At 68.5% G+C, this 19,404-nt stretch carries 20 protein-coding genes and 1 riboswitch; of the genes, 1 reads left to right on the forward strand and 19 read right to left on the reverse strand.

What is annotated here, in order from left to right:
• Positions 1–119: 119 nt before the first annotated feature.
• From thiC to ffh, 15 genes are all read right to left on the reverse strand, one after another.
• On the reverse strand, positions 120–1,847 hold the full coding sequence (thiC, locus tag JHL17_RS26475) for a phosphomethylpyrimidine synthase ThiC (RefSeq protein WP_200197676.1): 1,728 nt from the start codon (positions 1,845–1,847) through the stop codon (positions 120–122).
• Positions 1,848–1,968: 121 nt separating this feature from the next.
• Positions 1,969–2,102: riboswitch (TPP riboswitch) on the reverse strand.
• Between the two features lie 76 nt (positions 2,103–2,178).
• A complete protein-coding gene (locus JHL17_RS26480; protein WP_200197677.1) occupies positions 2,179–3,162 on the reverse strand; it encodes a CorA family divalent cation transporter in 984 nt (327 codons plus the stop codon).
• A 56-nt stretch (positions 3,163–3,218) separates the two neighbouring features.
• Positions 3,219–3,515 carry a hypothetical protein gene (locus tag JHL17_RS26485; protein WP_200197678.1) on the reverse strand — a complete coding sequence of 99 codons (297 nt, stop codon included), beginning with the start codon at positions 3,513–3,515 and terminating at the stop codon, positions 3,219–3,221.
• Between the two features lie 19 nt (positions 3,516–3,534).
• Positions 3,535–4,434: an acetylglutamate kinase gene (gene argB, locus JHL17_RS26490; RefSeq protein ID WP_200197679.1), complete on the reverse strand. Its 900-nt coding sequence runs from the start codon at positions 4,432–4,434 to the stop codon at positions 3,535–3,537.
• A 112-nt stretch (positions 4,435–4,546) separates the two neighbouring features.
• Positions 4,547–5,836, reverse strand: a complete 1,290-nt coding sequence (locus tag JHL17_RS26495) for a cation:proton antiporter domain-containing protein (RefSeq protein ID WP_200197680.1) — start codon at positions 5,834–5,836, stop codon at positions 4,547–4,549.
• Positions 5,837–5,850: 14 nt separating this feature from the next.
• The gene (gene yihA, locus JHL17_RS26500; protein WP_200197681.1) at positions 5,851–6,534 is read right to left on the reverse strand and encodes a ribosome biogenesis GTP-binding protein YihA/YsxC; all 684 of its coding nucleotides are present in this window, start codon (positions 6,532–6,534) and stop codon (positions 5,851–5,853) included.
• Between the two features lie 128 nt (positions 6,535–6,662).
• Positions 6,663–8,390: a membrane protein insertase YidC gene (yidC, locus tag JHL17_RS26505; protein WP_200197682.1), complete on the reverse strand. Its 1,728-nt coding sequence runs from the start codon at positions 8,388–8,390 to the stop codon at positions 6,663–6,665.
• A gap of 55 nt (positions 8,391–8,445) precedes the next feature.
• A complete protein-coding gene (yidD, locus tag JHL17_RS26510) occupies positions 8,446–8,775 on the reverse strand; it encodes a membrane protein insertion efficiency factor YidD (protein WP_200197683.1) in 330 nt (109 codons plus the stop codon).
• A 15-nt stretch (positions 8,776–8,790) separates the two neighbouring features.
• A complete protein-coding gene (gene rnpA, locus JHL17_RS26515) occupies positions 8,791–9,177 on the reverse strand; it encodes a ribonuclease P protein component (RefSeq protein ID WP_200197684.1) in 387 nt (128 codons plus the stop codon).
• A gap of 8 nt (positions 9,178–9,185) precedes the next feature.
• Entirely contained in the window at positions 9,186–9,320 is a 135-nt protein-coding gene (gene rpmH / locus JHL17_RS26520) for a 50S ribosomal protein L34 (protein ID WP_012973146.1), read from the reverse strand.
• A gap of 101 nt (positions 9,321–9,421) precedes the next feature.
• Positions 9,422–9,817: a 50S ribosomal protein L19 gene (rplS, locus tag JHL17_RS26525; protein ID WP_200197685.1), complete on the reverse strand. Its 396-nt coding sequence runs from the start codon at positions 9,815–9,817 to the stop codon at positions 9,422–9,424.
• 41 nt (positions 9,818–9,858) lie between these two features.
• Entirely contained in the window at positions 9,859–10,605 is a 747-nt protein-coding gene (gene trmD, locus JHL17_RS26530; protein ID WP_247893845.1) for a tRNA (guanosine(37)-N1)-methyltransferase TrmD, read from the reverse strand.
• Between the two features lie 59 nt (positions 10,606–10,664).
• A complete protein-coding gene (gene rimM / locus JHL17_RS26535; protein ID WP_200197687.1) occupies positions 10,665–11,246 on the reverse strand; it encodes a ribosome maturation factor RimM in 582 nt (193 codons plus the stop codon).
• 88 nt (positions 11,247–11,334) lie between these two features.
• A complete protein-coding gene (rpsP, locus tag JHL17_RS26540; RefSeq protein WP_042704821.1) occupies positions 11,335–11,691 on the reverse strand; it encodes a 30S ribosomal protein S16 in 357 nt (118 codons plus the stop codon).
• A gap of 61 nt (positions 11,692–11,752) precedes the next feature.
• On the reverse strand, positions 11,753–13,138 hold the full coding sequence (ffh, locus tag JHL17_RS26545; protein ID WP_200197741.1) for a signal recognition particle protein: 1,386 nt from the start codon (positions 13,136–13,138) through the stop codon (positions 11,753–11,755).
• Positions 13,139–13,471: 333 nt separating this feature from the next.
• Here ffh and JHL17_RS26550 point away from each other — a divergent pair, with 333 nt between their 5' ends.
• Positions 13,472–14,824 carry a pentapeptide repeat-containing protein gene (locus JHL17_RS26550; RefSeq protein WP_200197688.1) on the forward strand — a complete coding sequence of 451 codons (1,353 nt, stop codon included), beginning with the start codon at positions 13,472–13,474 and terminating at the stop codon, positions 14,822–14,824.
• 22 nt (positions 14,825–14,846) lie between these two features.
• Here the strand turns inward: JHL17_RS26550 and JHL17_RS26555 are convergent, their stop codons facing one another.
• The 4 genes from JHL17_RS26555 to JHL17_RS26570 all read right to left on the reverse strand — a co-directional run bounded on the left by JHL17_RS26555 (position 14,847) and on the right by JHL17_RS26570 (position 19,355).
• Positions 14,847–15,380, reverse strand: a complete 534-nt coding sequence (locus tag JHL17_RS26555) for a hypothetical protein (protein WP_345773884.1) — start codon at positions 15,378–15,380, stop codon at positions 14,847–14,849.
• 243 nt (positions 15,381–15,623) lie between these two features.
• The gene (locus tag JHL17_RS26560; RefSeq protein ID WP_200197690.1) at positions 15,624–16,256 is read right to left on the reverse strand and encodes a hypothetical protein; all 633 of its coding nucleotides are present in this window, start codon (positions 16,254–16,256) and stop codon (positions 15,624–15,626) included.
• A gap of 31 nt (positions 16,257–16,287) precedes the next feature.
• Positions 16,288–17,616: a DUF2336 domain-containing protein gene (locus JHL17_RS26565; protein ID WP_200197691.1), complete on the reverse strand. Its 1,329-nt coding sequence runs from the start codon at positions 17,614–17,616 to the stop codon at positions 16,288–16,290.
• On the reverse strand, positions 17,613–19,355 hold the full coding sequence (locus JHL17_RS26570; protein ID WP_200197692.1) for a diguanylate cyclase domain-containing protein: 1,743 nt from the start codon (positions 19,353–19,355) through the stop codon (positions 17,613–17,615). The genes JHL17_RS26565 and JHL17_RS26570 overlap by 4 nt, the downstream gene beginning before the upstream one ends.
• Positions 19,356–19,404: the final 49 nt, after the last annotated feature.

A 19,404-nucleotide genomic window follows, 5' to 3' on the forward strand; every position in this document is an offset into this window, starting at 1 on the left:
CCCCACCCTAACCCTCCCCCGCGGGGCGGAGGAGGGGACAAGTCCTTGTTCGGAAAGACGACGGCAGTCCCTCCCCCACCCAGCGGGGGAGGGTTAGGGTGGGGGCCAACGCCCCAAACTCACTCCGCCGCCGGCTGATAGATCTCCCCACCCGACTCGCGGAACTTCTGCGACATCTCGGCCATGCCGGACGCCGCGGCGTCGCGGATTTCCTGCGTGATCTTCATCGAGCAGAATTTCGGCCCGCACATCGAACAGAAATGCGCGGTCTTGGCGCCTTCCGCCGGCAGGGTCTCGTCGTGGTAGGCCATCGCCGTGTCGGGATCGAGCGACAGGGCGAACTGGTCGCGCCAGCGGAAGGAGAAGCGGGCCCGCGACATGGCGTCGTCGCGCAGCCGTGCCGCCGGATGGCCCTTGGCGAGGTCGGCGGCATGGGCGGCGATCTTGTAGGCGATGACGCCGGCCTTCACGTCGTCGCGGTCGGGCAGGCCGAGATGCTCCTTCGGCGTGACGTAGCAGAGCATCGCGGTGCCGAACCAGCCGATCATCGCCGCGCCGATGGCGCTGGTGATGTGGTCGTAGCCCGGTGCGATGTCGGTCACCAACGGACCCAGCGTGTAGAAGGGCGCCTCGCCGCACAGCGCCAGCTGTTTCTCCACGTTGTGCTTGATCTTGTGCATCGGCACATGTCCCGGCCCCTCGATCATCACCTGCACGTCGCGCGCCCAGGCGATCTTGGTCAGTTCGCCCAGGGTCTCCAGCTCGGCGAACTGGGCGGCGTCGTTGGCGTCGGCTTGGCTGCCCGGCCGCAGGCCGTCGCCCATCGACAGAGCCACGTCGTAGGTCCGGCAGATCTCGACGATGTCGGCGAAGTGGTCATAGAGGAAATTCTCGCGGTGGTGCGCCAGGCACCATTTGGCGATGATCGAGCCGCCGCGCGAGACGATGCCGGTCACCCGCTTGGCCGTCAGCGGGATATGGGCCAGTCGCAGGCCGGCATGGATGGTGAAGTAATCGACGCCCTGCTCCGCCTGCTCGATCAGCGTGTCGCGGAACAGCTCCCAGGTCAGATCCTCGGCCTTGCCCTTCACCTTCTCCAACGCCTGATAGATCGGCACCGTGCCGATGGGAACCGGGGAGTTGCGCAGGATCCATTCGCGGGTCTGGTGGATGTCGGCGCCGGTCGACAGATCCATCACGGTGTCGGCGCCCCAGCGGATCGACCAAACCATCTTCTCCACCTCTTCCTCGATCGAAGAGGTCACCGCGGAGTTTCCGATGTTGGCGTTGATCTTGGTCAGGAAATTGCGGCCGATGATCATCGGCTCCGACTCGGGATGGTTGACGTTGGAGGGGATGATCGCCCGCCCGCGCGCCACCTCGTCGCGAACGAATTCCGCGGTGATGAAGTCCGGGATCTCGGCACCGAAATCCTCGCCGTCACGCGCCGCGTCAAGGGCGGCGGCACGGCCCGAATTCTCGCGGACGGCGATGTATTCCATCTCAGCCGTGACGATGCCGGCCCGGGCGTAGGCCATCTGCGTCACCGCCCCACCGCCCTTGGCGCGCAGCACGCCGCCGTCGGTGGTCTCGACGTCGCCGCGAGCCAGGATCCAGTCGCGGCGGTGCTTGGCCAGCCCGGCCCGCACGTCGATGGTCACCGCTTCATCGGTGTAGGGACCGGAGGGATCATAGACGGTCAGCGGCGGCTCGCCGCCCGACAGCGCAATCTCGCGCATGGCGACGCGCAGGTCGGGAAAGCGCGTTCCCGGCACATGGATTTTCCGCGACGACGGCAGCGGGCCGGTCGAAATGCGGATGGCGTTTTCGTTGAAGTCCTTGGGCATTGGGTTTCTCCGTCGGAGTTGGGCGGACAAACCCGGGACTGCTGACGGAGGTGCGGTATCTTCGTGCAGGCCGCTTCCCCGGCATGGCGGGGTCGATACGGCCAGACGGGGCGCAAAGCCGGCCCGTCACGAGGTCCCTCCCTTCGCCGGTATGACCCGGATCAGGTTCGAAGGGTCACCACGCTGCCGGCTGCGCATCGCACCGTCCGGCCGTTGGTATCTCAGCCCCCTGTCGGGACCCCCCTGGAATGCGCCCATCCTGCCGCCGCCGGACGATCCTGTCAAAAGGAAAGAACCGCCGACCATCCGCCTGCCACATAGTGGAAACGCGCTACATCCAGCGCTTCAGGCGCACATAGATCACTGGAAGCAACGCCGACAGCAGCATCAGCCCCAAGGCGCCGGCATAGCCGAAGGGCGAGGCGTGTCCAGGCATGTCGGTGAAGTTCATGCCGCCGATGCTGGCGACCAGGGTCGGCGGATAGAGCAGAACGGTCAGCACCGAGACGATCTTGACGATCTCGTTCTGCTCGACGTTGATCTGCCCCAACGCGGTGTCGAGAGCCAGCGCGACCTTGCCGGCCAGGAAACGGGCATACTGGTCCAGTCCGCGCAGATCCTGCAGCGTGGTCTTGGCCCAGCGTCGCGTCGCCTTGCCGGCGTTCCAGCCGTCGCCGCGCGCCAGGAAGTCGGTCATGCGGGTGAGGCTGGCAAGGCTGACCCGCGCCTTGCCGATCAAGTGACCGGCATGGCCGATGCGTTTCAGCGTCTGGACGTCATCCAGCGTTTCGCCACGAGACCGCAGCTTGCGTCCGCGGAAATAGCGGCGGTTCAGCGCATCCAGCTCCACTCCCGTCCGCCGCAGCACGACCGAGGTACGGTCGATCATGCCGTCGACCAGCGCCGCCAGAACCAGTTCGCCGCGGGCGGCCGATACTTCGCCGTGGGTGGCGCGGCGGCGGAAAGCCAGCAGGGCCTGCGGATCGATGTCGTGGATCGTGACCAGCCGCCGCCCGGCCAGCACGAAGCTGACGGTGGCGATGCGCGGCTCGTCGGTGTCGGCCCAGACCAGCGCGGTGACCGTCATGGTCAACACCCCGCCGGCCACCCGCAGACGGCTCGACTCCTCGATCTCCGCCATCTGCTCGCGGGTGGGCAGGCGGGTGCCGATCAGCGCCTCCACCCGCGCCAGTTCCCCGCCGGTCGGGTTGATCAGATCCAGCCAGACGGCGGTGTCGGGCAGCGGCGCCGTCTCGTCCGCGGCCTCCCGTACCCAACGAAGCGGACCGCCGTCATTGACGAAGACATGCAGCAAGGCCGTGCTCCTTGCGATGTGCGATTACCCCCTCTCCCGCCCCGGGAGAGGGCAATTTACGTCACCCGGCCGCCGCGCCTCGGCTTCCCGGGAGGCTTCTCGGCCGGCGCCTTCTCCCCCTCGTCGAGGTCCAGCGTCGCGCCCTCGGCCTTCAGCGCCTGTTCCAGCTTGCGGCGGAAGGCACCGCCGTCCCGCTTGGCGTCGAGGAAATGGCCGACGGCCTCCTTCGCCGCCTCGCTGTCATAGGGAACTCTGCCCAATGCCGCCAATTTGGCGCGCTCCACCAGCTTCGGGTCCATCCTGTCCCGGATGGCCTTCATCTGGCGGAGCAGCTCCTTGCGCAGGTCGCTCATCAGGTCCCCGTAAGTGGCGTCAGGCCTTGCCGATCAGGGTGCCGGCGCCGCCTTCGGTGAAGATCTCCAGCAGAAGCGCATGCGGCACGCGGCCATCCAGGATAACAGCGGCATCGACGCCCTGCTCCACCGCGCCGATGCAGGTCTCGATCTTCGGGATCATGCCGCCCGACGCGGTGCCGTCGGCGATGGCCTTGTGGGCATCGGCCAGCGACATCTTCTCGATCAGCTTCTTTTCCTTGTCGAGAACCCCGGCGACATCGGTTAACAGGAAGAAGCGCGCCGCCTTCACCGCCGCCGCCACCGCGCCGGCCGCGGTGTCGGCGTTGATGTTGTAGGTGTCGCCGTTCACGTCGAAGCCGACCGGTGCGATCACCGGGATGACATCCGACTTGGCGAGCGCCTGCAGGATCTCAGGGTTCACCTTGTAGGGCTCGCCGACGAAGCCGAGGTCCAGCACCCTCTCGATGTTGCTGTCGGGATCGCGCTGAACCCGCTCCAGCCGGCGGGCGGTGATCAGGTTGCTGTCCTTGCCCGACAGGCCGACGGCCCGGCCGCCTGCGCCGTTGATGGCGGCGACGATCTGCTTGTTGATGGAGCCGGCCAGCACCATCTCGACCACCTCGACCGTCTCCTTGTCGGTGACGCGCAGGCCGTCGATGAAGCTGGACTTGATCTTCAGCCGCTCCAGCATCTGACCGATCTGCGGCCCGCCGCCATGGACGACCACCGGGTTGATGCCGACCTGCTTCAGCAGGACGATGTCGCGCGCGAACAACTCCGCCAGACCGGCATCGCCCATGGCGTGGCCGCCGTACTTGATGACGAAGGTGCTCCCGGCGTAACGGCGCATGTAGGGCAGCGCTTCGGACAGGGTACGGGCCTTGGCGAGCCACTCGTCACGGGTGGGAGTCTGCACGGGAGGATGCCCTTTGTCGGGGTGGAGTGTCGGGCTTCTTTAACGGAAAGGCCGGCCGGTTGCCTAGGGGGCAATTTAACGGTCACGTGCCTCCACGGTGACCGCCCGGCGGTCACATGCTGTCGTGGTGACCGCCGGCGGCCACCGCCGGAACTGGACGCCGCCAGCCGGCCAGCCACGTCATCGGCTGGGTCAGCGCGGTGACCGCCACCGCCATCAGCACCATCGCCGAGAAACAGGGGCCGGACAGCACGCCCGCCTCCAGCAGGACGGTCAGCACGATGACCTCCATCAGCCCCTTGCAGGGCATCAGCGTGCCGAGCCTGAGCGCATCGGGCCAGCTCTCCCCGGTCAGCCGGGCCGGCAGGGTCGTGCCGGCCATCTTGCCGCCCAAGGTGGCGAGGCTGGCGAGCGCGAAGACCGTCCACTGCGCCGGATCGTCCAGCGTCAGGTTCACCTTCAGCCCGGTGAGCGTGAAGAAGAACGGCAACAGGATCAGGGTCGAGAAATGCTCCAGCCGGTCCAGGATCGCCGCGGCGTAGCGGCGCGGCATGGCGGTGCCGGCGACGAAGGCGCCCAGGATGTAGTGCAGCCCGATCAGCTCGGTCACCGCGGCCGAGGCCAGCAGCGCAGCGCAGGTCACCACCACCGCGGTGTCGCCCATCCGTCCGTCCGGCGCCACCCGCTCCAGCAGGCGGTCGAGCAATGGGCGCACGACCAGGGCCGTCACCCCGACATAGGCGAAGCCCAGCAGCCCCACCCGGGCGACCGCCCAAGGGTTGCCGCCGGCATCGCCGCCATCCGCGGTCGTCCAGGCAAGGACGGCGGTGATCAGCAGCCACAGCAGCGCATCGTTCACCGCGGCATACCCCAGCGCCAGTCGCCCCACCCGCTCGCCCAGCAGATCCATCTCGCGCAGGATGGCGCCCAGCACCGGCAGCGCGGTGACGCCGACGCAGATGCCGAATCCGGCGGCGAACAGGCCGGGAGTGGCGTGCGGCCCGGTCATTTCGGGAAAGGCGCCGGCCAGCCACCACCCCAAAGCGCCGCCGAGCAGAGTCGGCACCAGCATGCTGGACAGCGCCACGGCGGCGAAGGCCCCGCCTCGCCCGCGGAACTCGTCCGGGTCGAGGTGAAGGCCGGTGAGGAAGGCGAAGAAGATGACGGCCATCAGCGCCAGCCCGGAGAGCGGCGCGAGCGCGGCCGGGGCGAACAACACGCCCCACAGCTCCGGCACCAACCGGCCGAGCAGTGACGGTCCGAGCGCCACCCCGAACAGGATCTGGATCACCACCATCGGCGCGACGTGCCGCCCGCCGCCGAGCCGCCACAACAGGAACGGCCCGGCGATCAGCAGCAGGGCCTGCATCAGGAACAGCAGCGCGGGAGAAAAGCCACCCATCGCCGCCCCCCGCCTTATTCCGCCCCGAGGGCGAGGGCGGCGAGGCTGGCGCGCAGCTCCGCGATGCCGGTGCCCTTTTCGGAACTGGTGACGTGGATGTCCGGGAAGGCGGCGGGATGCTTCTTCAGGCCCAGCGCGGTGTCGCGGCGGATCTTGTCCAGCTCCGCCGGCTTCACCTTGTCCGCCTTGGTCAGCACGACGACGTAGGGCACGGCCGTGCGGTCGAGCATCTCCATGATCTCATGGTCGTTGGGCTTCAGCCCATGGCGCGAATCGATCAGCACCAGCGCCCGGCGCATCGTGACGCGGCCGCGCAGGAAGCGCCGGACCATGTCGTTCCACGCCTCGACCTTGTCCTTCGATTCCTTGGCGTAGCCGTAGCCGGGCATGTCCACCAGCTTCAACCGGTTGCCCAGGTTGAAGAAGTTGAGCTGCTGGGTGCGCCCCGGCGTGTTGGAGGTGCGGGCCAGCGTCTTGCGCCCGGTCAGCGCGTTGACCAGGCTCGACTTGCCGACATTCGACCGCCCGGCGAAGGCGACCTCCGGCAGGTCGGCCTCCGGCAGCTGGTTCAGCGCGTTGGCGCCCCAGACGAAGTCGCACTCCTTGGCGAACAGCAGCCGCCCGGCCTCCAGCGCAGCCTCGTCGAAGCCGGAAACGATGCTGGGAGTGTTGGAGGTCGGCGTGTCGGGAGTGGTCATGGCGGGCGCTCTCGTTTTGATCGGCTAAAAAACATACCGCCGGCAGAGGCCCGTCAAGGGTCTTTGCCGGCGGCAGGTCTCAGACATCGGGCAGAGGGATCAACAGCTGGGGATCGCAGCCTGACGGATCAGACCTTCACGCCCATGCGCTTCATGATGGTCCACTGCTGCAGGACCGACAGGGTGTTGTTCCAGGCCCAGTAGATCACCAGACCGGCCGGGAAGCCGGCGAGCATGAAGGTGAAGACGATGGGCAGGAACTGGAACACCTTCTGCTGGACCGGGTCCGGCGGTGCCGGGTTCATCTTCTGCTGGAACCACATGGTCACGCCCATGATCAGCGGCCACAGGCCGAGATGCAGCATGGTCGGCGGGTTCCACGGGATCAGGCCGAACGCCGTGAACAGGTTCGTCGGATCGGGCGACGACAGGTCGTGGATCCAGCCGAAGAACGGCGCATGCCGCATTTCGATGGTCACGAACAGCACCTTGTAGAGCGAGAAGAACACCGGGATCTGGATCAGGATCGGCAGGCAGCCGGACACCGGGGAGACCTTCTCGCGCTTGTACAGCGCCATCAGCTCCTGGTTCATCCGCGGCTGGTCGTCGCTGAACTTCTCGCGCAGCTCCTGCATCTTGGGTTGCAGCGCCTTCATCTTGCTCATCGCCTGATAGGACTTGTTGGCGAGCGGGAAGAAGACGGCCTTGACGCAGACGGTCAGCACCAGGATGGCGATGCCGAAATTGCCGATGACGCGGCCCAGGAAATCCAACGCGTAGAAGAAGGGCTTGGTCAGGAAGTAGAACCAGCCGAAATCGATCGCGAGGTCGAAGTTCTTGATGTTCAGCTTCTCGGAGTAGCCGTCGAGCAGCTTCACCTGCTTGGCGCCGGCGAACAGGCGGCCGGTGTTCTCGACCGACGCACCCGGCGCGACCGTGACCGGGGCGCCCATCGTGTCGGTCTGGTAGCGGTCGGAATTGGCGACCTGGTTGTAGAGGAAGCGCGCGGTGACCTTCTCGTTCGGGTCGGGCACCAGCGACACCAGCCAGTACTTGTCGGTGATGCCGATCCAGCCGCCGGTGGTGTCCTTGGCGATCGAGCCCGCCTTGCGGACGTCGTCGTACTTCTCTTCCGTCAGCGAGCCGTTGAAGACGCCGAGCGGACCTTCATGCAGGATGTAATAGCCCGAGGTGTGCGGCGTACCGGTGCGCGAGACCAGGCTGTAGGGCAGCAGGGTGACCGGGTTGGCGCCGGTGTTGCGGACCGCCTGCGTGACCGTGAACATGAAGTCCGGGTCGACGGCGATCTTGCGCTCGAACACCAGCCCCTGGCCGTTGTCCCAGGTCAGGGTCAGCGGCTTGTCCGGGGTCAGCGCGGTGCCGTCGGCGGTCCAGCGGGTGGTCGCCGTCGGGGTGGTGATGCCGGCGCCCTGCGGCACCCAGCCGAACTCGGCGTAATAAGCCGCGGGCGTGCCGGCCGGGGCCAGCAGCACGATCTCCGGGCTCTTGGGGTCCGGGGTCTCGTGGTACTGGGCCAGCGTCAGGTCGTCGATGCGGCCGCCGACGAGGTTGACGGAGCCGTGCAGGGCCGGCGTGTCGATCTTCACGCGGCTGCCGGCCGCCATCTGCTCGGCGAGCAGTTCGGGGCGCTCCTTCGCGACCTCGGCCGTGGCGGGCGGCTGCTGGGCGGGCACGCCGGGGGCCGGCACCGGCACCGACTGCTCCGTCTGGGCGGCCTGCTGGGCGGCGAGTTGCTTCTGCTGCTCCACCCGAGGCTTCTCGTAGAAATACTGGAAGCCCAGAAGGATGGCGATCGACAGGGCAATCGCGATGATGAGGTTGCGTTGGTCGGTCATGGCGTCCCGGTTGCCGTGGGGCCTTTGAAAGAAGGGCGGCGTGTGCGCGGCCTTGTTACGGGTTTTCGCCGGGCTGGGCAACCGCCGCATGCCCCTTTTCCCGCAGACCGCAGCGATGCGGCAGCCTGCCCGCCTGCAGCGGGACGGGATCGGGCACGGGATCCCAGCCCGACCCGCCCCAGGGATGGCATCGCCCGAGCCGGCGCAGCGTCAGCCATCCCCCCCGGATGGCGCCGTGCTTTTCCAGCGATTCGATGGCATAGCAGGAGCAGGTCGGCTGGAAACGGCAGTGCCAGCCCACGAAGGGCGACAAGGTCCAGCGATAGAGATAGACGAGCGCGCGGAGCAGATGCGCGAGCGGGCTGAGGCCGGCGATGCGAAACATGACGTCGCGAGCCTCCTACCCTTCCGCCTCGCGCCAGAGGCCGAGGCGCTTCAGCCCGGCGGTCAGGTCGCCGAGCAGGTCGGTCCACGGCCGCTCGGCCGTGCCGCCGCGGGCGACCAGCACGAAGTCGTGGCCGGGCGCCGCATGAACGGTCAGTATCTGCCGCGCGGCCTCACGCAAACGGCGGCGGGCACGATTGCGCACCACCGCGTTGCCGACCTTGCGGCTCGCCGTCAAACCCAGACGGATGGGCGGACCGCCTTCGGCGGGCCGCTGCCTGTCGTCGTGCCGGCGCACCTGGAGGATCAGGCCGGGAGCCACATGCTTGCGCCGTGTCCCGGCCACGGCCAGAAATTCCGGCCGCCGCATCAGGCGCCCGACCTTGAGGTCCGGCGCCGCCATCGCGGGGATCAGGCGCTCAGAACCTTGCGGCCGCGGGCGCGGCGGCGGGCGATCACCTTGCGGCCGCCGACGGTGGCCATGCGGGCGCGGAAGCCATGACGACGCTTACGCACGATTTTGGACGGCTGGAACGTGCGCTTCATGGCGCCTACTCCTCAAGCTTATCTGATGGTGACGGGAAGAAGACGCCCGACCGGATGGCCGGGCGCCGAACCTATGAACCTGGAACGAACCGGAAGGCGCCTTACTCGGCAGCCCGGCGGCCGTTGACCATGCCGCGGCCGGTGGTGCGCTCGGCGATGCGGGCGGCCTTGCCGCGCAGATCGCGCAGGTAGTACAGCTTGGCGCGACGGACGGCGCCCTTGCGGACCAGCTCGATCGAGTCGATGCGCGGGGAGTACAGCGGGAACACGCGCTCCACGCCCTCGCCGTAGCTGATCTTGCGGACGGTGAAGGAGCTGTTCACTCCGGCGTTCTTGCGGGCGATCACGACGCCCTCATAGGCCTGCACGCGCTCGCGCGTGCCTTCGACGACCTTCACGTTCACGCGGACGGTATCGCCCGACGAGAAGACCGGGATCGTCTTGCCACCGAGGGCCTTCTCGATCTGCTCCTGCTCGAGCTGCTGCAACAGGTTCATAGCACTACCCCTTTTCTATCGGCGCGCCTCGCGGCGGACCGTCACTCCGGTTTCGGGTCGCGCCGGCGAGCCTGCCGCCGACCCTTGTTCGTAACAGTTTCTGCCGGACGCCCCGCCTGGTAGAGCGACCACAGGTCCGGCCGTCGGGCCTCCGTGATCCTCTCCGCCTCGGCCAGCCGCCAGGCCTTGACCTTCCCGTGGTGACCGGACAGCAGAACCTCCGGCACCGCGCGTTCCACACCCTGTCCGTCGGTCCAGACCGCCGGCCGGGTGTAGTGGGGGTATTCGAGCAACCCCCGTTCGAAACTCTCTTCCCCCGCCGTCTCATCATTGCCCATGACGCCGGGGAGCAAGCGCACCACGGCATCCATCAGGCTGAGCGCGGCGAGTTCCCCGCCGGACAGCACGAAATCCCCGAGGCTGACCTCTTCGAGGCCGTGCGCATCGAGGACCCGCTGGTCCACCCCTTCGTACCGGCCGCAGAGCAGCGTCACCACCGGGGTGGCGGCCAGCTCCTTGACCAGTTCCTGGTTCAGCACCCGTCCGCGAGGCGACAGATAGATCGCCCGGCCGCGTCCCGGTGCCCCCACAGGTCCCGCCGTCGCGGTCAAAGCCGCGTCCAGCACGTCGGGCCGCATGACCATGCCTGCCCCTCCGCCGAAGGGGGTCTCGTCGACGGAGCGGTGTTTATCGCGCGCGAACGAGCGAATGTCCACCGATTCCAGCGCCCAGACTCCATTTTCCAACGCCTTGCCGGCCAGCGAGTGGCCGAGCGGCCCCGGAAACATTTCCGGGAACAGCGTCAGAACCTTGGCCGTCCAGACCCGCGGACCGTCGGCGCCGTGGTTCACGGCCCCGTCTCCCCGCCCTGGTCCCCGTCCCGATCCCCGCCTTCCTCCTCCGCCCCGTCATCGGAGCCCTCGCGGGCTTCGATCACGGCCGGAAGATCGACGACGATGCGGCCACCCCGGACATCCACCACCGGCACGCAGGCCTTGGAGAAGGGAAGCATCTCCAGCGGCCCGCCGGGGGTCCTGACCTCCAGCACGTCGCCGGCTCCGAAGTCGTAGAGCGCCTTCACCGTGCCGTAGACGGTTCCGTCGGCGAGTTCCGCACGCAGGCCGATCAGATCGGCATGGTAGAACTCGTCCTCGTCCTCCGTCGCCGGCAGGGCGACGCGGTCCACGTAGAGCCGCATACCCGCCAGGGCCTGCGCCTGTTCGCGGCTGGTCACCCCGTCGACCTTGGCCAGGAAGTTGTCCTTGACCATGCCCTGGAGCGTCACCGTGAACCGACGGGTACCGTTCTCGTCCGACAGCGGGCCGTAGGTCATGATGTCGGCGGGTTCGGCGGTGAAGCTGCGCAGCTTCACCAGCCCCCGCACGCCGTGCGATCCCGCGAACTGGCCGACACAGATTTTGGCGGTCATCGAAGGAACACCCGGCACGTCGTCACGACCTCAACCCTGCGGGCCAAGCGGCCCGACCTTACCCCTGGACCCAACCTCAGCCCCAAGGTCAGCCTTCTGCGGCGGCCGCGGCAGCGGCGGCCTCGGCCTTCAGACGCTCCTGCGCCTTGGCCTTCGGAGCCGACTTCTTCGGGGTCTCGCGGACGGCGGGCTTCTCGACCAGGCCGGCAGTGGCCAGAAAGTGCACGACGCGGTCCGTCGGCTGGGCGCCGACCGACAGCCAATGCTTGGCGCGCTCGGCGTTCAGGATGATGCGCTGCTCATGCTCGCGCGGCAGCATCGGGTTGTAGGTGCCGATCTTCTCGATGAAGCGGCCGTCACGCGGGCTGCGGGCGTCCGCGATGACGATCGAGTAGAACGGACGCTTCTTCGCACCACCGCGAGCCAGACGAATCTTCAAAGCCATTGGTCGAAACTTTCTCTTCTCAAGTCAAACAGGTATCGGGTGATTTCGAGAGGCGGTCGGGTCAGCCGAAAGGCCCCTTCCCGCCGAAGCCGCCGAGTCCCTTCGGCAGCAGGTTTCCGAGGCCGCCGCGCAGCATCCCCTTCTTGCCCAGCTTCTGCACCTGCTTCATCATTCCGCGCATGGTCTCGAACTGCTTCAGCAGCTTGTTGACCTCCTGCACCGAGGTGCCGGAACCGGCGGCGATGCGCTTGCGGCGCGAAGCCTTGATCAGGTCGGGGTTCTTGCGCTCCGCCTTGGTCATCGAGGAGATGATCGCCTCCTGGCGCTTGATCATCCCGTCGTCGACGTTGGCGTCCTTCAACTGGTCCTTGATCTTGCCGATGCCCGGCAGCATTCCCATCAGGCCGGACATGCCGCCCATCTTGCGGAGCTGCTTCAGCTGCATCGCCATGTCGTCGAGGTCGAAGCCCTGGCCCTTCTCCATCTTGCGGGCGAGCTTTTCGGCCTCGTCCTTGTCGATGGTCTCGACGGCCTTCTCCACCAGCGACACCACGTCGCCCATGCCGAGGATTCGGCCGGCGATGCGGTCGGGGTGGAAGGGCTCCAGCGCGTCGATCTTTTCGCCGACGCCCAGCAGCTTGATCGGCTTGCCGGTGATCTGGCGCATCGACAGGGCGGCACCGCCGCGTGCGTCGCCGTCGATGCGGGTCAGCACGATGCCGGTGATACCGACCTTGTCGTTGAAATTGGTGGCGACGGTGACGGCGTCCTGGCCGGTCATCGCGTCGGCGACCAGCAGCGTCTCCACCGGCTTGGTCGCGTCGCGGACCGCCGCGACCTCCGCCATCAGCTCCTCGTCGATGGCGAGGCGGCCGGCGGTGTCGAGCATGACGACGTCGTAGCCTTCGAGACGTCCGGTCTCGATGGCCCGCTTGGCGATGGCGACCGGGTCCTGGCCCGGCACGATCGGCAGGGTGGCGACGCCGGTCTGCTCGCCGAGAACCTTCAACTGCTCCTGGGCAGCCGGACGGCGGACGTCCAGCGAGGCCATCAGGACCTTCTTGCGGTCCTTCGTCTTCAGGCGCAGCGCGATCTTGGCGGTGCTGGTGGTCTTGCCCGAACCCTGCAGGCCGACCATCAGGATCGGCACCGGGGCGGCGGCATTCAGGTTGATCTCCGCCCCTTCGCCCAGCATCTCCACGAGGTTGTCGTGGACGATCTTGATGACCTGCTGGCCGGGGGTGACGGATTTCAGCACCTCCTGGCCGACGGCGCGTTCCTTCACCTGGGTGACGAACTGCTTGACGACGGGCAGCGCGACGTCGGCCTCCAGCATCGCCACGCGAACTTCGCGCAACGCTGCGGAGACGTCCTCCTCGGTCAGCGCGCCACGGCGGCGCAGCTTGTCGAAGATGTCGCCCAGGCGTCCGGTCAGGCCTTCGAACATGCGATACTCGTTCCCCAGTTCCAGGTCCAGCGTCGGTGCCGCCGCCCGCACAAGCACGAAAGCGCCAGTGCGCGACATTCGCGGACTGGCGGAGATACCCGGCATGGGGCCGGGGTACCCGGTCTATCGACTTTGCGGGAGACAGGTCGGCGGACCATAGAGAAGCCGGCGGGCCGAGTCAACGATCCTAAGCGCTCTTTCGCATTGGATCGAAGGTCGCGCTTGCCGAGCCGCGGTTATCGGTCCCATCCTTGTCACAAACCATCGCGCCTTAACCAATTTTTGGCGACTCTTTCGGATTATAGATTACCAAATAGAGAAGGTATGCCGGCGATGTCGTCCGCCCAGGGCTTCGGTTCCAACAGCCCGCGAACCAAGCTGACCCAGAGCCAGCTCAACGCGATCCTGTTGCGGCACCAGGCGTTCCGCAAGAGCCAGCCCGGTGGCGTCCGCGCCAACCTGAAGATGCGCGACCTGTCGCATCTCGACCTCTCCGGCATCGACCTGTCCGATGCCGACCTGTCGGGCGCCAAGCTGTTCAGCGCGCGGCTGGTCGGTGCCAACCTCGCCAACGCCAACCTCTATGCCGCCGACCTGCGGCTCGCCAACCTCGAGAAGGCCGACCTGCGGCGGGCGGACCTGCGCGGCGCCTGCCTGCGCGGCGCGGTGCTGAGCGAGGCGACGCTGGTCGAGGTCGACCTTCGCGACGGCACGCTGCTGCATTACGACGCCAGCGGCGGGATGTACGCCCACGATTACCAGGACAGCGTCCTGACGTCGGAGCTGACGGCAGCGACCATCCGCGGCGCCGACCTGTCGCGGGCGAAGGTCGCCAATGCCTTCGTCATGCAGACCGACCTGACCGACGCCATCCTCCGCGGCACGAAGTTCATGCGGGCCAACCTGACCGGATCCAACCTGACCGGCTGCGACCTGACCGACGCCGACCTGACCGAGGCGAACCTGTCGGGCGCCCGGCTGTCGGGGGCGGTGATGACCGGCTGCGCCATCAACCGCACCAATTTCAGCGGCGCCACCCTGATCGGTGCCATCCTCGATGCCGCACAGATGCGCTCCCCCAACCTCCAGGCCGCGGTTCTGGCCAAGACCCTGGAGAATCCGGAAGACGACCTGCGCGAGATGCTGATGGAGCATCTGACCTGGATCGAGAGCGGCGGCAAGGCCGGCAAGCGCGCCGACCTGTCGGCGCTGGATCTGTCGGGGCGGAAGCTGGACGGCATCAACCTGTCGGCGGCGATCCTGCAATGCATCGCCCTGCGCGGCGCCAACCTGTCGGGTGCGTCGATGGCGATCGCCGACCTGTCGCTGGCCGATCTGCGCAAGGCCGACCTGTCGAAAGCCGACCTGCGCGGCGTGAATTTCGAGCGCGCCACCCTGACCGGCGCCAATTTGACCGGCGCCCAGCTCGGCCCCGTCCATATCCAGACGATGAGCGGCCATATCTGGCGCGCCAACCTCCAGCGCGCCCGGCTGGGCAGGGCGCTGCTGTGCAAGGCCGACCTGCGCAAGGCCAACCTCGCCGGCGCCAATCTGGCCGGTGCCGACCTGACCGGCGCCAACCTCAGCGAGGCCGACCTGACCGGCGCCGATTTGACCGGCGCGGTGCTGGACGGCACCACGCTGGATCAGGCGATCGTCGAGGAGGCGATCGGGCTGGCCTCCTGACGCCGAGTCGGGCGGACCGCTTTCAGGCGGAAGGCCCACCCCGCCCCGCCATCCAGTCGCCCGAGCCGTAGACGCTGCGGACATGGCGAACCAGCAAATTGCGCGCGTCGATCAGCTGGCCCATCCGCTCGCGGCAAGCAACGATGCCGGTATCGGGGTGATAGACCGGGGCCAGTTCGCGGAAGCGCCGGCGCACCCGGTCCTCGTCGAAGCACCATTCATTGACGAAGCCGAACAGCTGCGCCGCATCGCGCACGTCGGTGATGCGCCCGTCGAGCGGCCGGAAGGACAGGCGTTGCAGCGCATGGGCCAGCGTCTTGTTGCGGTAGCCCAGCGTCTCCACCGCGGCCTCGAGCCGGCGGACATCCTCGGCAGGCAGGATGCGCGCACCGGGATCGGCCAGCGCCAGGGCGGCGGCCAGCGCCCGGCGGATCGCGCCGTCGCCGGCATGGGTTCCCCCCACCTCCAGCACCCCCTCGCCGCCGGCGTCGCGCGGACCGGGATCGGCGCCCCCCTCCGGCGCCAGCAGCAAGGCGGCGGCGGCGAGCGCCGGCACCCCGACTCCGCACGCGGCGGCAAGCTCCAGCACGGCGGCGCAAAACCGGGCGCCGCAGGGCACGGTCCGCACGGGGGATGAAGAGGGACTGGACTCTTCCGCTGCGGTCATCGTCGCCGCCGACATTTGGTGAAAGCCAGCGCCGAATCTATGCACGAGCGCCACACGACGCAATCGTGCCGATGGACGCGGCCGGACGAATGCGGCCGGCGCATCGGGGCGGGCGGACGCTCCCCTTCCCGCTCAGCGCGCTTTCAAGGCTCCGGGCTTGGCCGGCAACCGGTCGAGCAGTTCGCCGATATAGGCGGTCTCGTCCTTGCCGGCCATGGCGGCGAAGCCCTTCAGCATCTGGCCGCCGAAGGTGAAGACGCTGGCGAGGTCGATGCGCCAGGACCCGCCTTCGCGCACGAAATCGGCAGGCAACAGCGCCGGCCGGTTGTCGACCATCAGCAGGCCCGACGCCCGGTCGCCCTTGACCCGCACCGGCCCCAGCGCACTGCGGGAGATGACGTTGGGGCCGAGCCAGCCGGCCGCCAGCGCATGGTTGGCGATGTCGCCGACCGACATGCGGCGCAGCTCCGCCGGGCCGAGATAGCGGCGCAGCCCCATGGCGGCGAACCGTTCGGCCGGCTCCAGCCGCTGCAGCGGCGCATCGCCGGGCTGGCGCGCGGCCTCGCGCACCGACTCCAGCGTCCTGACGGAATTGCGGGTGAGCAGGGGGATCACCGCCGATCCCCGCTTTTCCGCCAGCGCCGTGCGGGCGGCATCGAAGGTGGCGGCGACCTCGCGCTCCTCCGGCGTTTCGCGCGGCGGAGCGGCGAAGCTGGTGGCGGCGGCGATCAGGACGATGAAGAAAGCGAGAAAGGCGACACGCATGCCGGAGACAACCCGAAAACGGTGGGGAACGTCACGCCTTCTCCTCGACGCCGAAAAATTCGAGCTGCCAGCGCATCTCTTCATCGGTCATCGGGTAGTGCGTGCCGTCGCGAGCATTAAGCGCCGTTTTTGGCGGAATCTGGGCAAGCCGCAACTGGACCTGCCGGGCGAAGCGCATGGTCAGGCCGGCGCGCCAGACGAGAGCGGTGACGGCACGCGGCGCATGGGTGGCGACGATGCGGTCCACCACCGGCAGCGGAATCTGCGACAGCTCCGCCAGCGCCGCCATGACGAAGCCGCGGTCGCCCTCCACCATCGAGCCTTCGATCAGCTTCTCGGTCAGCTTGCCTTCCTTGTTCAGGCGCGCCGCCTTGTCGCTGGGGCGTTCGACCGGCTTCTCCGGCCCGGCGGCGGCACCGCCGGCCGCCTCCTCGCCGAAATCGACCGGGCCGAGCGGCAGGCCGGGCGCGGTGCCGGCCGCCTGCTCCACCCGCTGGCGCACCGCCTCCACCAGCCCGCGCGCCGCGTCGGGGGCGAGGTCGTCGCGGTCCTGCAGGACCTTCAGCAGATTGTCGGCGACGAAGCTGGCCAGCCGCATCACCGCCCGCGCCGGCAGCCGCGGACGGCGCACCAGGGGCGAATGCCAGGGTTCGTGCTGCGGCGCCTGGTCGAGGATGCGGTCGAGCGTCTCTTCACGGATCTGGGCCGACGGGTTGCCGAGCAGCGTCGTCACCGCCGCCTCGTCGTCCGACCGCGCGATGGCGTCGGCGACGGAAGCGGTGACGTTCTGCCGGCTGGCGATGGCGGTCATCGCGCCGCGCACCGGCCCCTTCATGATGATGTCGGTCAGATCCTCTTCGGTGAGGATCGGGGAGTGCTGCAGGACCGGCGAGCAGACCGACAGCTCCACGTCGCGGGCCAGCCGGTTGATGACGCCGTGCGGGGCGTTGGGCAGATCCTTCAGCGCTTCGGCCAGGATGCCGCGCACTTCCGTCGCCTGGTCGCGCGCCAGCGTCTCCAGGCATTCCACCGTCAGCCGCTCGATCTGCGTCGCCTGGTCCGCCGACAGCTCCGGCAACAGGCGGGCGATCTTCCGCGCCACCGCCTGCCGCACCATGACCTCGCGGTCCTTGGCCAGCAGGAGGTCGGCCTGCCGCGGCGTGCCGGCATTGGTGGCGATGGCGCGACGCACCTCGGCCGCGGCGTCGGCGGCGAGGAAATACAGCAGCTCCGGCCGCGTCTTGGGATGTTCGGCGACCTTCCGGCGGATCGCCGGATCCTCGCTCTGCACCATCCGCTTGGCGGCTTCGTAGTCGGCGGGGTCGAAGGTCTCGGGGCGCGGGGTGGCAGGCGGGGTCAAGGGGTGGGCTCCGCAGCGGAAACATCGGGCGAGGGCGCCGGCGACGACGCCTGATGAGCGGGAGCCAGGGCATAATGGCCCTTGCCGCTCTTCTTGGCGTCGTACATGGCGGCATCGGCGCGATCGGTCAATTCCCTCACCGTCTCGCCACGGCCGGGAGCATGGACGGCGATGCCGATCGACAGGCCCAGCGGCTTTTCGGGGCTGGCCGACAGATGGGCAAGTTCGCGCATGCCGTTCAGCAGCCGTTCGGCGACGACACGCGCCTTCGCCTCGTCGGTGCGGCCCAGCCACAGCACGAACTCGTCGCCGCCCAGCCGCCCAGGCAGGTCGCCCGGCCGCACCCCGGTGGTCAGCAGCGTGCCGATGGCCTTCAGCACCGCGTCGCCCTGCTGGTGCCCATGCAGGTCGTTGACCGCCTTGAAATTGTCCAGGTCGACATAGAGCAGGGCCGACGGCCCGCTGTCGGGCCGCGAGATCGACTCGTCCAGCCGCTCGAAGAAGGTCCGGCGGTTGAACAGGCCGGTCAGCCCGTCGCGCTCCGACAGACGGCGCAGCCGCTCCTGGTAGGCGAGGTGGGCGTGCGCGATGCCGATATGGTCGGCCACACCCGACATCAGCTGGCGGTCGTCGTCGTCCCAGGGTTCCGAATTGCCGGCGCGCCAGACCAGCAGCGCGCCGTTCGCCGCCTGGCGGTATTCCGTCCGCTCGCCGATCAGCTGCACATGGCCCAGCCGGTCGGTCACCAGCCCCTCGCTGTTGGCGATGCGGTCGAGCAGCGCGGCTCCGACCTCCGGCAGGGCTGCCCCGAACTCGGCGACCAGCGACAAGGGCACCCGCCCCCCCGCTGCGCCAGCGGTCCCGCCGCCCTCCTCCGCCCGATAGATGCGGCAGCCGTCGGCGCTGAGCGCCCGTGCCGTCTCCGCGGCGGCGACGGCCAGCGCCTCCGCCGCGTCGAGCCGGTCGCGCAGGGTGTGGACGATGTGCCCCAGAAGCCGCTCGCGGTTCCGGATGCGTGCCAGTTCGTTGGAGCGCAGCACCTGTTCGGTCACGTCGCGGCAGACGCCGCGGGCGCCGATCCAATCGCCCTGCGGCCCGAACAGCGGCAGGGCGGAGGCGACGACGCAGGCCGGCGCGCCGTCGGCGCCTTTCAGCCAAAGCTCCGTCTGATCGACCGGGCGGCGGCAGTCGAAGGGCATCGGCAGATCTTCCGCCTCGTCCAGTGCCAGCCTGCGCGGGTCGCGGCCGATCAGCGCGTCCGCCGGATAGCCCAGCGCGCCCTTGTGGCTGACGAAGACGAAGGTGCCGTCCGGTCCCGTTTCCCACGCGAAGTCGGAGGAGACCTCGACCAGATCCTTATAACGCCGCCGAGATTCGGTCAGCGTGTGGCGCAGCTGCCGCTCCAGCGTGTCGTCGCGGCCCAGCAGCAGGAAACCGCCCTCGGTCAGCGGTACGCCGGCCCATTCGACGATCATGATCCCGCGCAGCGATTCCACCGGCACCGACCGCAAGCCCGGTGCCACGCTGGACGCCGACAGCCAACTGCGCAGCTCCGGCAGCCAGCGCGGGTCGCTGTCCATCATGTCCTCCGCCTCGGCGTTGGCTTCGGCGACGGCCAGGGCGGAATCCAGCCGCAGGGCCGGGCCGGGATACAGCGCGACCAACGTCACGGTGCCGGTCTGGCCGCCGGTGGTGGCGGAAGCGGAGTCGGAGGTAGCGGTGGTCAGAAGAAGGTCCACGGCGATCCCAGAGGGGCAAACCACATGGCTTGTGGACCACATGGCGGAC

It is taken from the genome of Azospirillum endophyticum (genome assembly GCF_016595245.1).
In the GTDB taxonomy this organism is placed as follows: Bacteria; Pseudomonadota; Alphaproteobacteria; order Azospirillales; family Azospirillaceae; genus Azospirillum; species Azospirillum endophyticum.

What these genes read in the sequence shown, in the direction of transcription:
- thiC (WP_200197676.1), bottom strand. Translation starts at nt 1,847, where the DNA reads ATGCCCAAGGACTTCAACGAAAACGCCATCCGCATTTCGACCGGCCCG.
- JHL17_RS26485 (WP_200197678.1), bottom strand. Translation starts at nt 3,515, where the DNA reads ATGAGCGACCTGCGCAAGGAGCTGCTCCGCCAGATGAAGGCCATCCGG.
- JHL17_RS26495 (WP_200197680.1), bottom strand. Translation starts at nt 5,836, where the DNA reads ATGGGTGGCTTTTCTCCCGCGCTGCTGTTCCTGATGCAGGCCCTGCTG.
- yihA (WP_200197681.1), bottom strand. Translation starts at nt 6,534, where the DNA reads ATGACCACTCCCGACACGCCGACCTCCAACACTCCCAGCATCGTTTCC.
- yidC (WP_200197682.1), bottom strand. Translation starts at nt 8,390, where the DNA reads ATGACCGACCAACGCAACCTCATCATCGCGATTGCCCTGTCGATCGCC.
- yidD (WP_200197683.1), bottom strand. Translation starts at nt 8,775, where the DNA reads ATGTTTCGCATCGCCGGCCTCAGCCCGCTCGCGCATCTGCTCCGCGCG.
- rnpA (WP_200197684.1), bottom strand. Translation starts at nt 9,177, where the DNA reads ATGGCGGCGCCGGACCTCAAGGTCGGGCGCCTGATGCGGCGGCCGGAA.
- rpmH (WP_012973146.1), bottom strand. Translation starts at nt 9,320, where the DNA reads ATGAAGCGCACGTTCCAGCCGTCCAAAATCGTGCGTAAGCGTCGTCAT.
- rplS (WP_200197685.1), bottom strand. Translation starts at nt 9,817, where the DNA reads ATGAACCTGTTGCAGCAGCTCGAGCAGGAGCAGATCGAGAAGGCCCTC.
- trmD (WP_247893845.1), bottom strand. Translation starts at nt 10,605, where the DNA reads ATGTTTCCGGGGCCGCTCGGCCACTCGCTGGCCGGCAAGGCGTTGGAA.
- rimM (WP_200197687.1), bottom strand. Translation starts at nt 11,246, where the DNA reads ATGACCGCCAAAATCTGTGTCGGCCAGTTCGCGGGATCGCACGGCGTG.
- rpsP (WP_042704821.1), bottom strand. Translation starts at nt 11,691, where the DNA reads ATGGCTTTGAAGATTCGTCTGGCTCGCGGTGGTGCGAAGAAGCGTCCG.
- ffh (WP_200197741.1), bottom strand. Translation starts at nt 13,138, where the DNA reads ATGTTCGAAGGCCTGACCGGACGCCTGGGCGACATCTTCGACAAGCTG.
- JHL17_RS26550 (WP_200197688.1), top strand. Translation starts at nt 13,472, where the DNA reads ATGTCGTCCGCCCAGGGCTTCGGTTCCAACAGCCCGCGAACCAAGCTG.
- JHL17_RS26560 (WP_200197690.1), bottom strand. Translation starts at nt 16,256, where the DNA reads ATGCGTGTCGCCTTTCTCGCTTTCTTCATCGTCCTGATCGCCGCCGCC.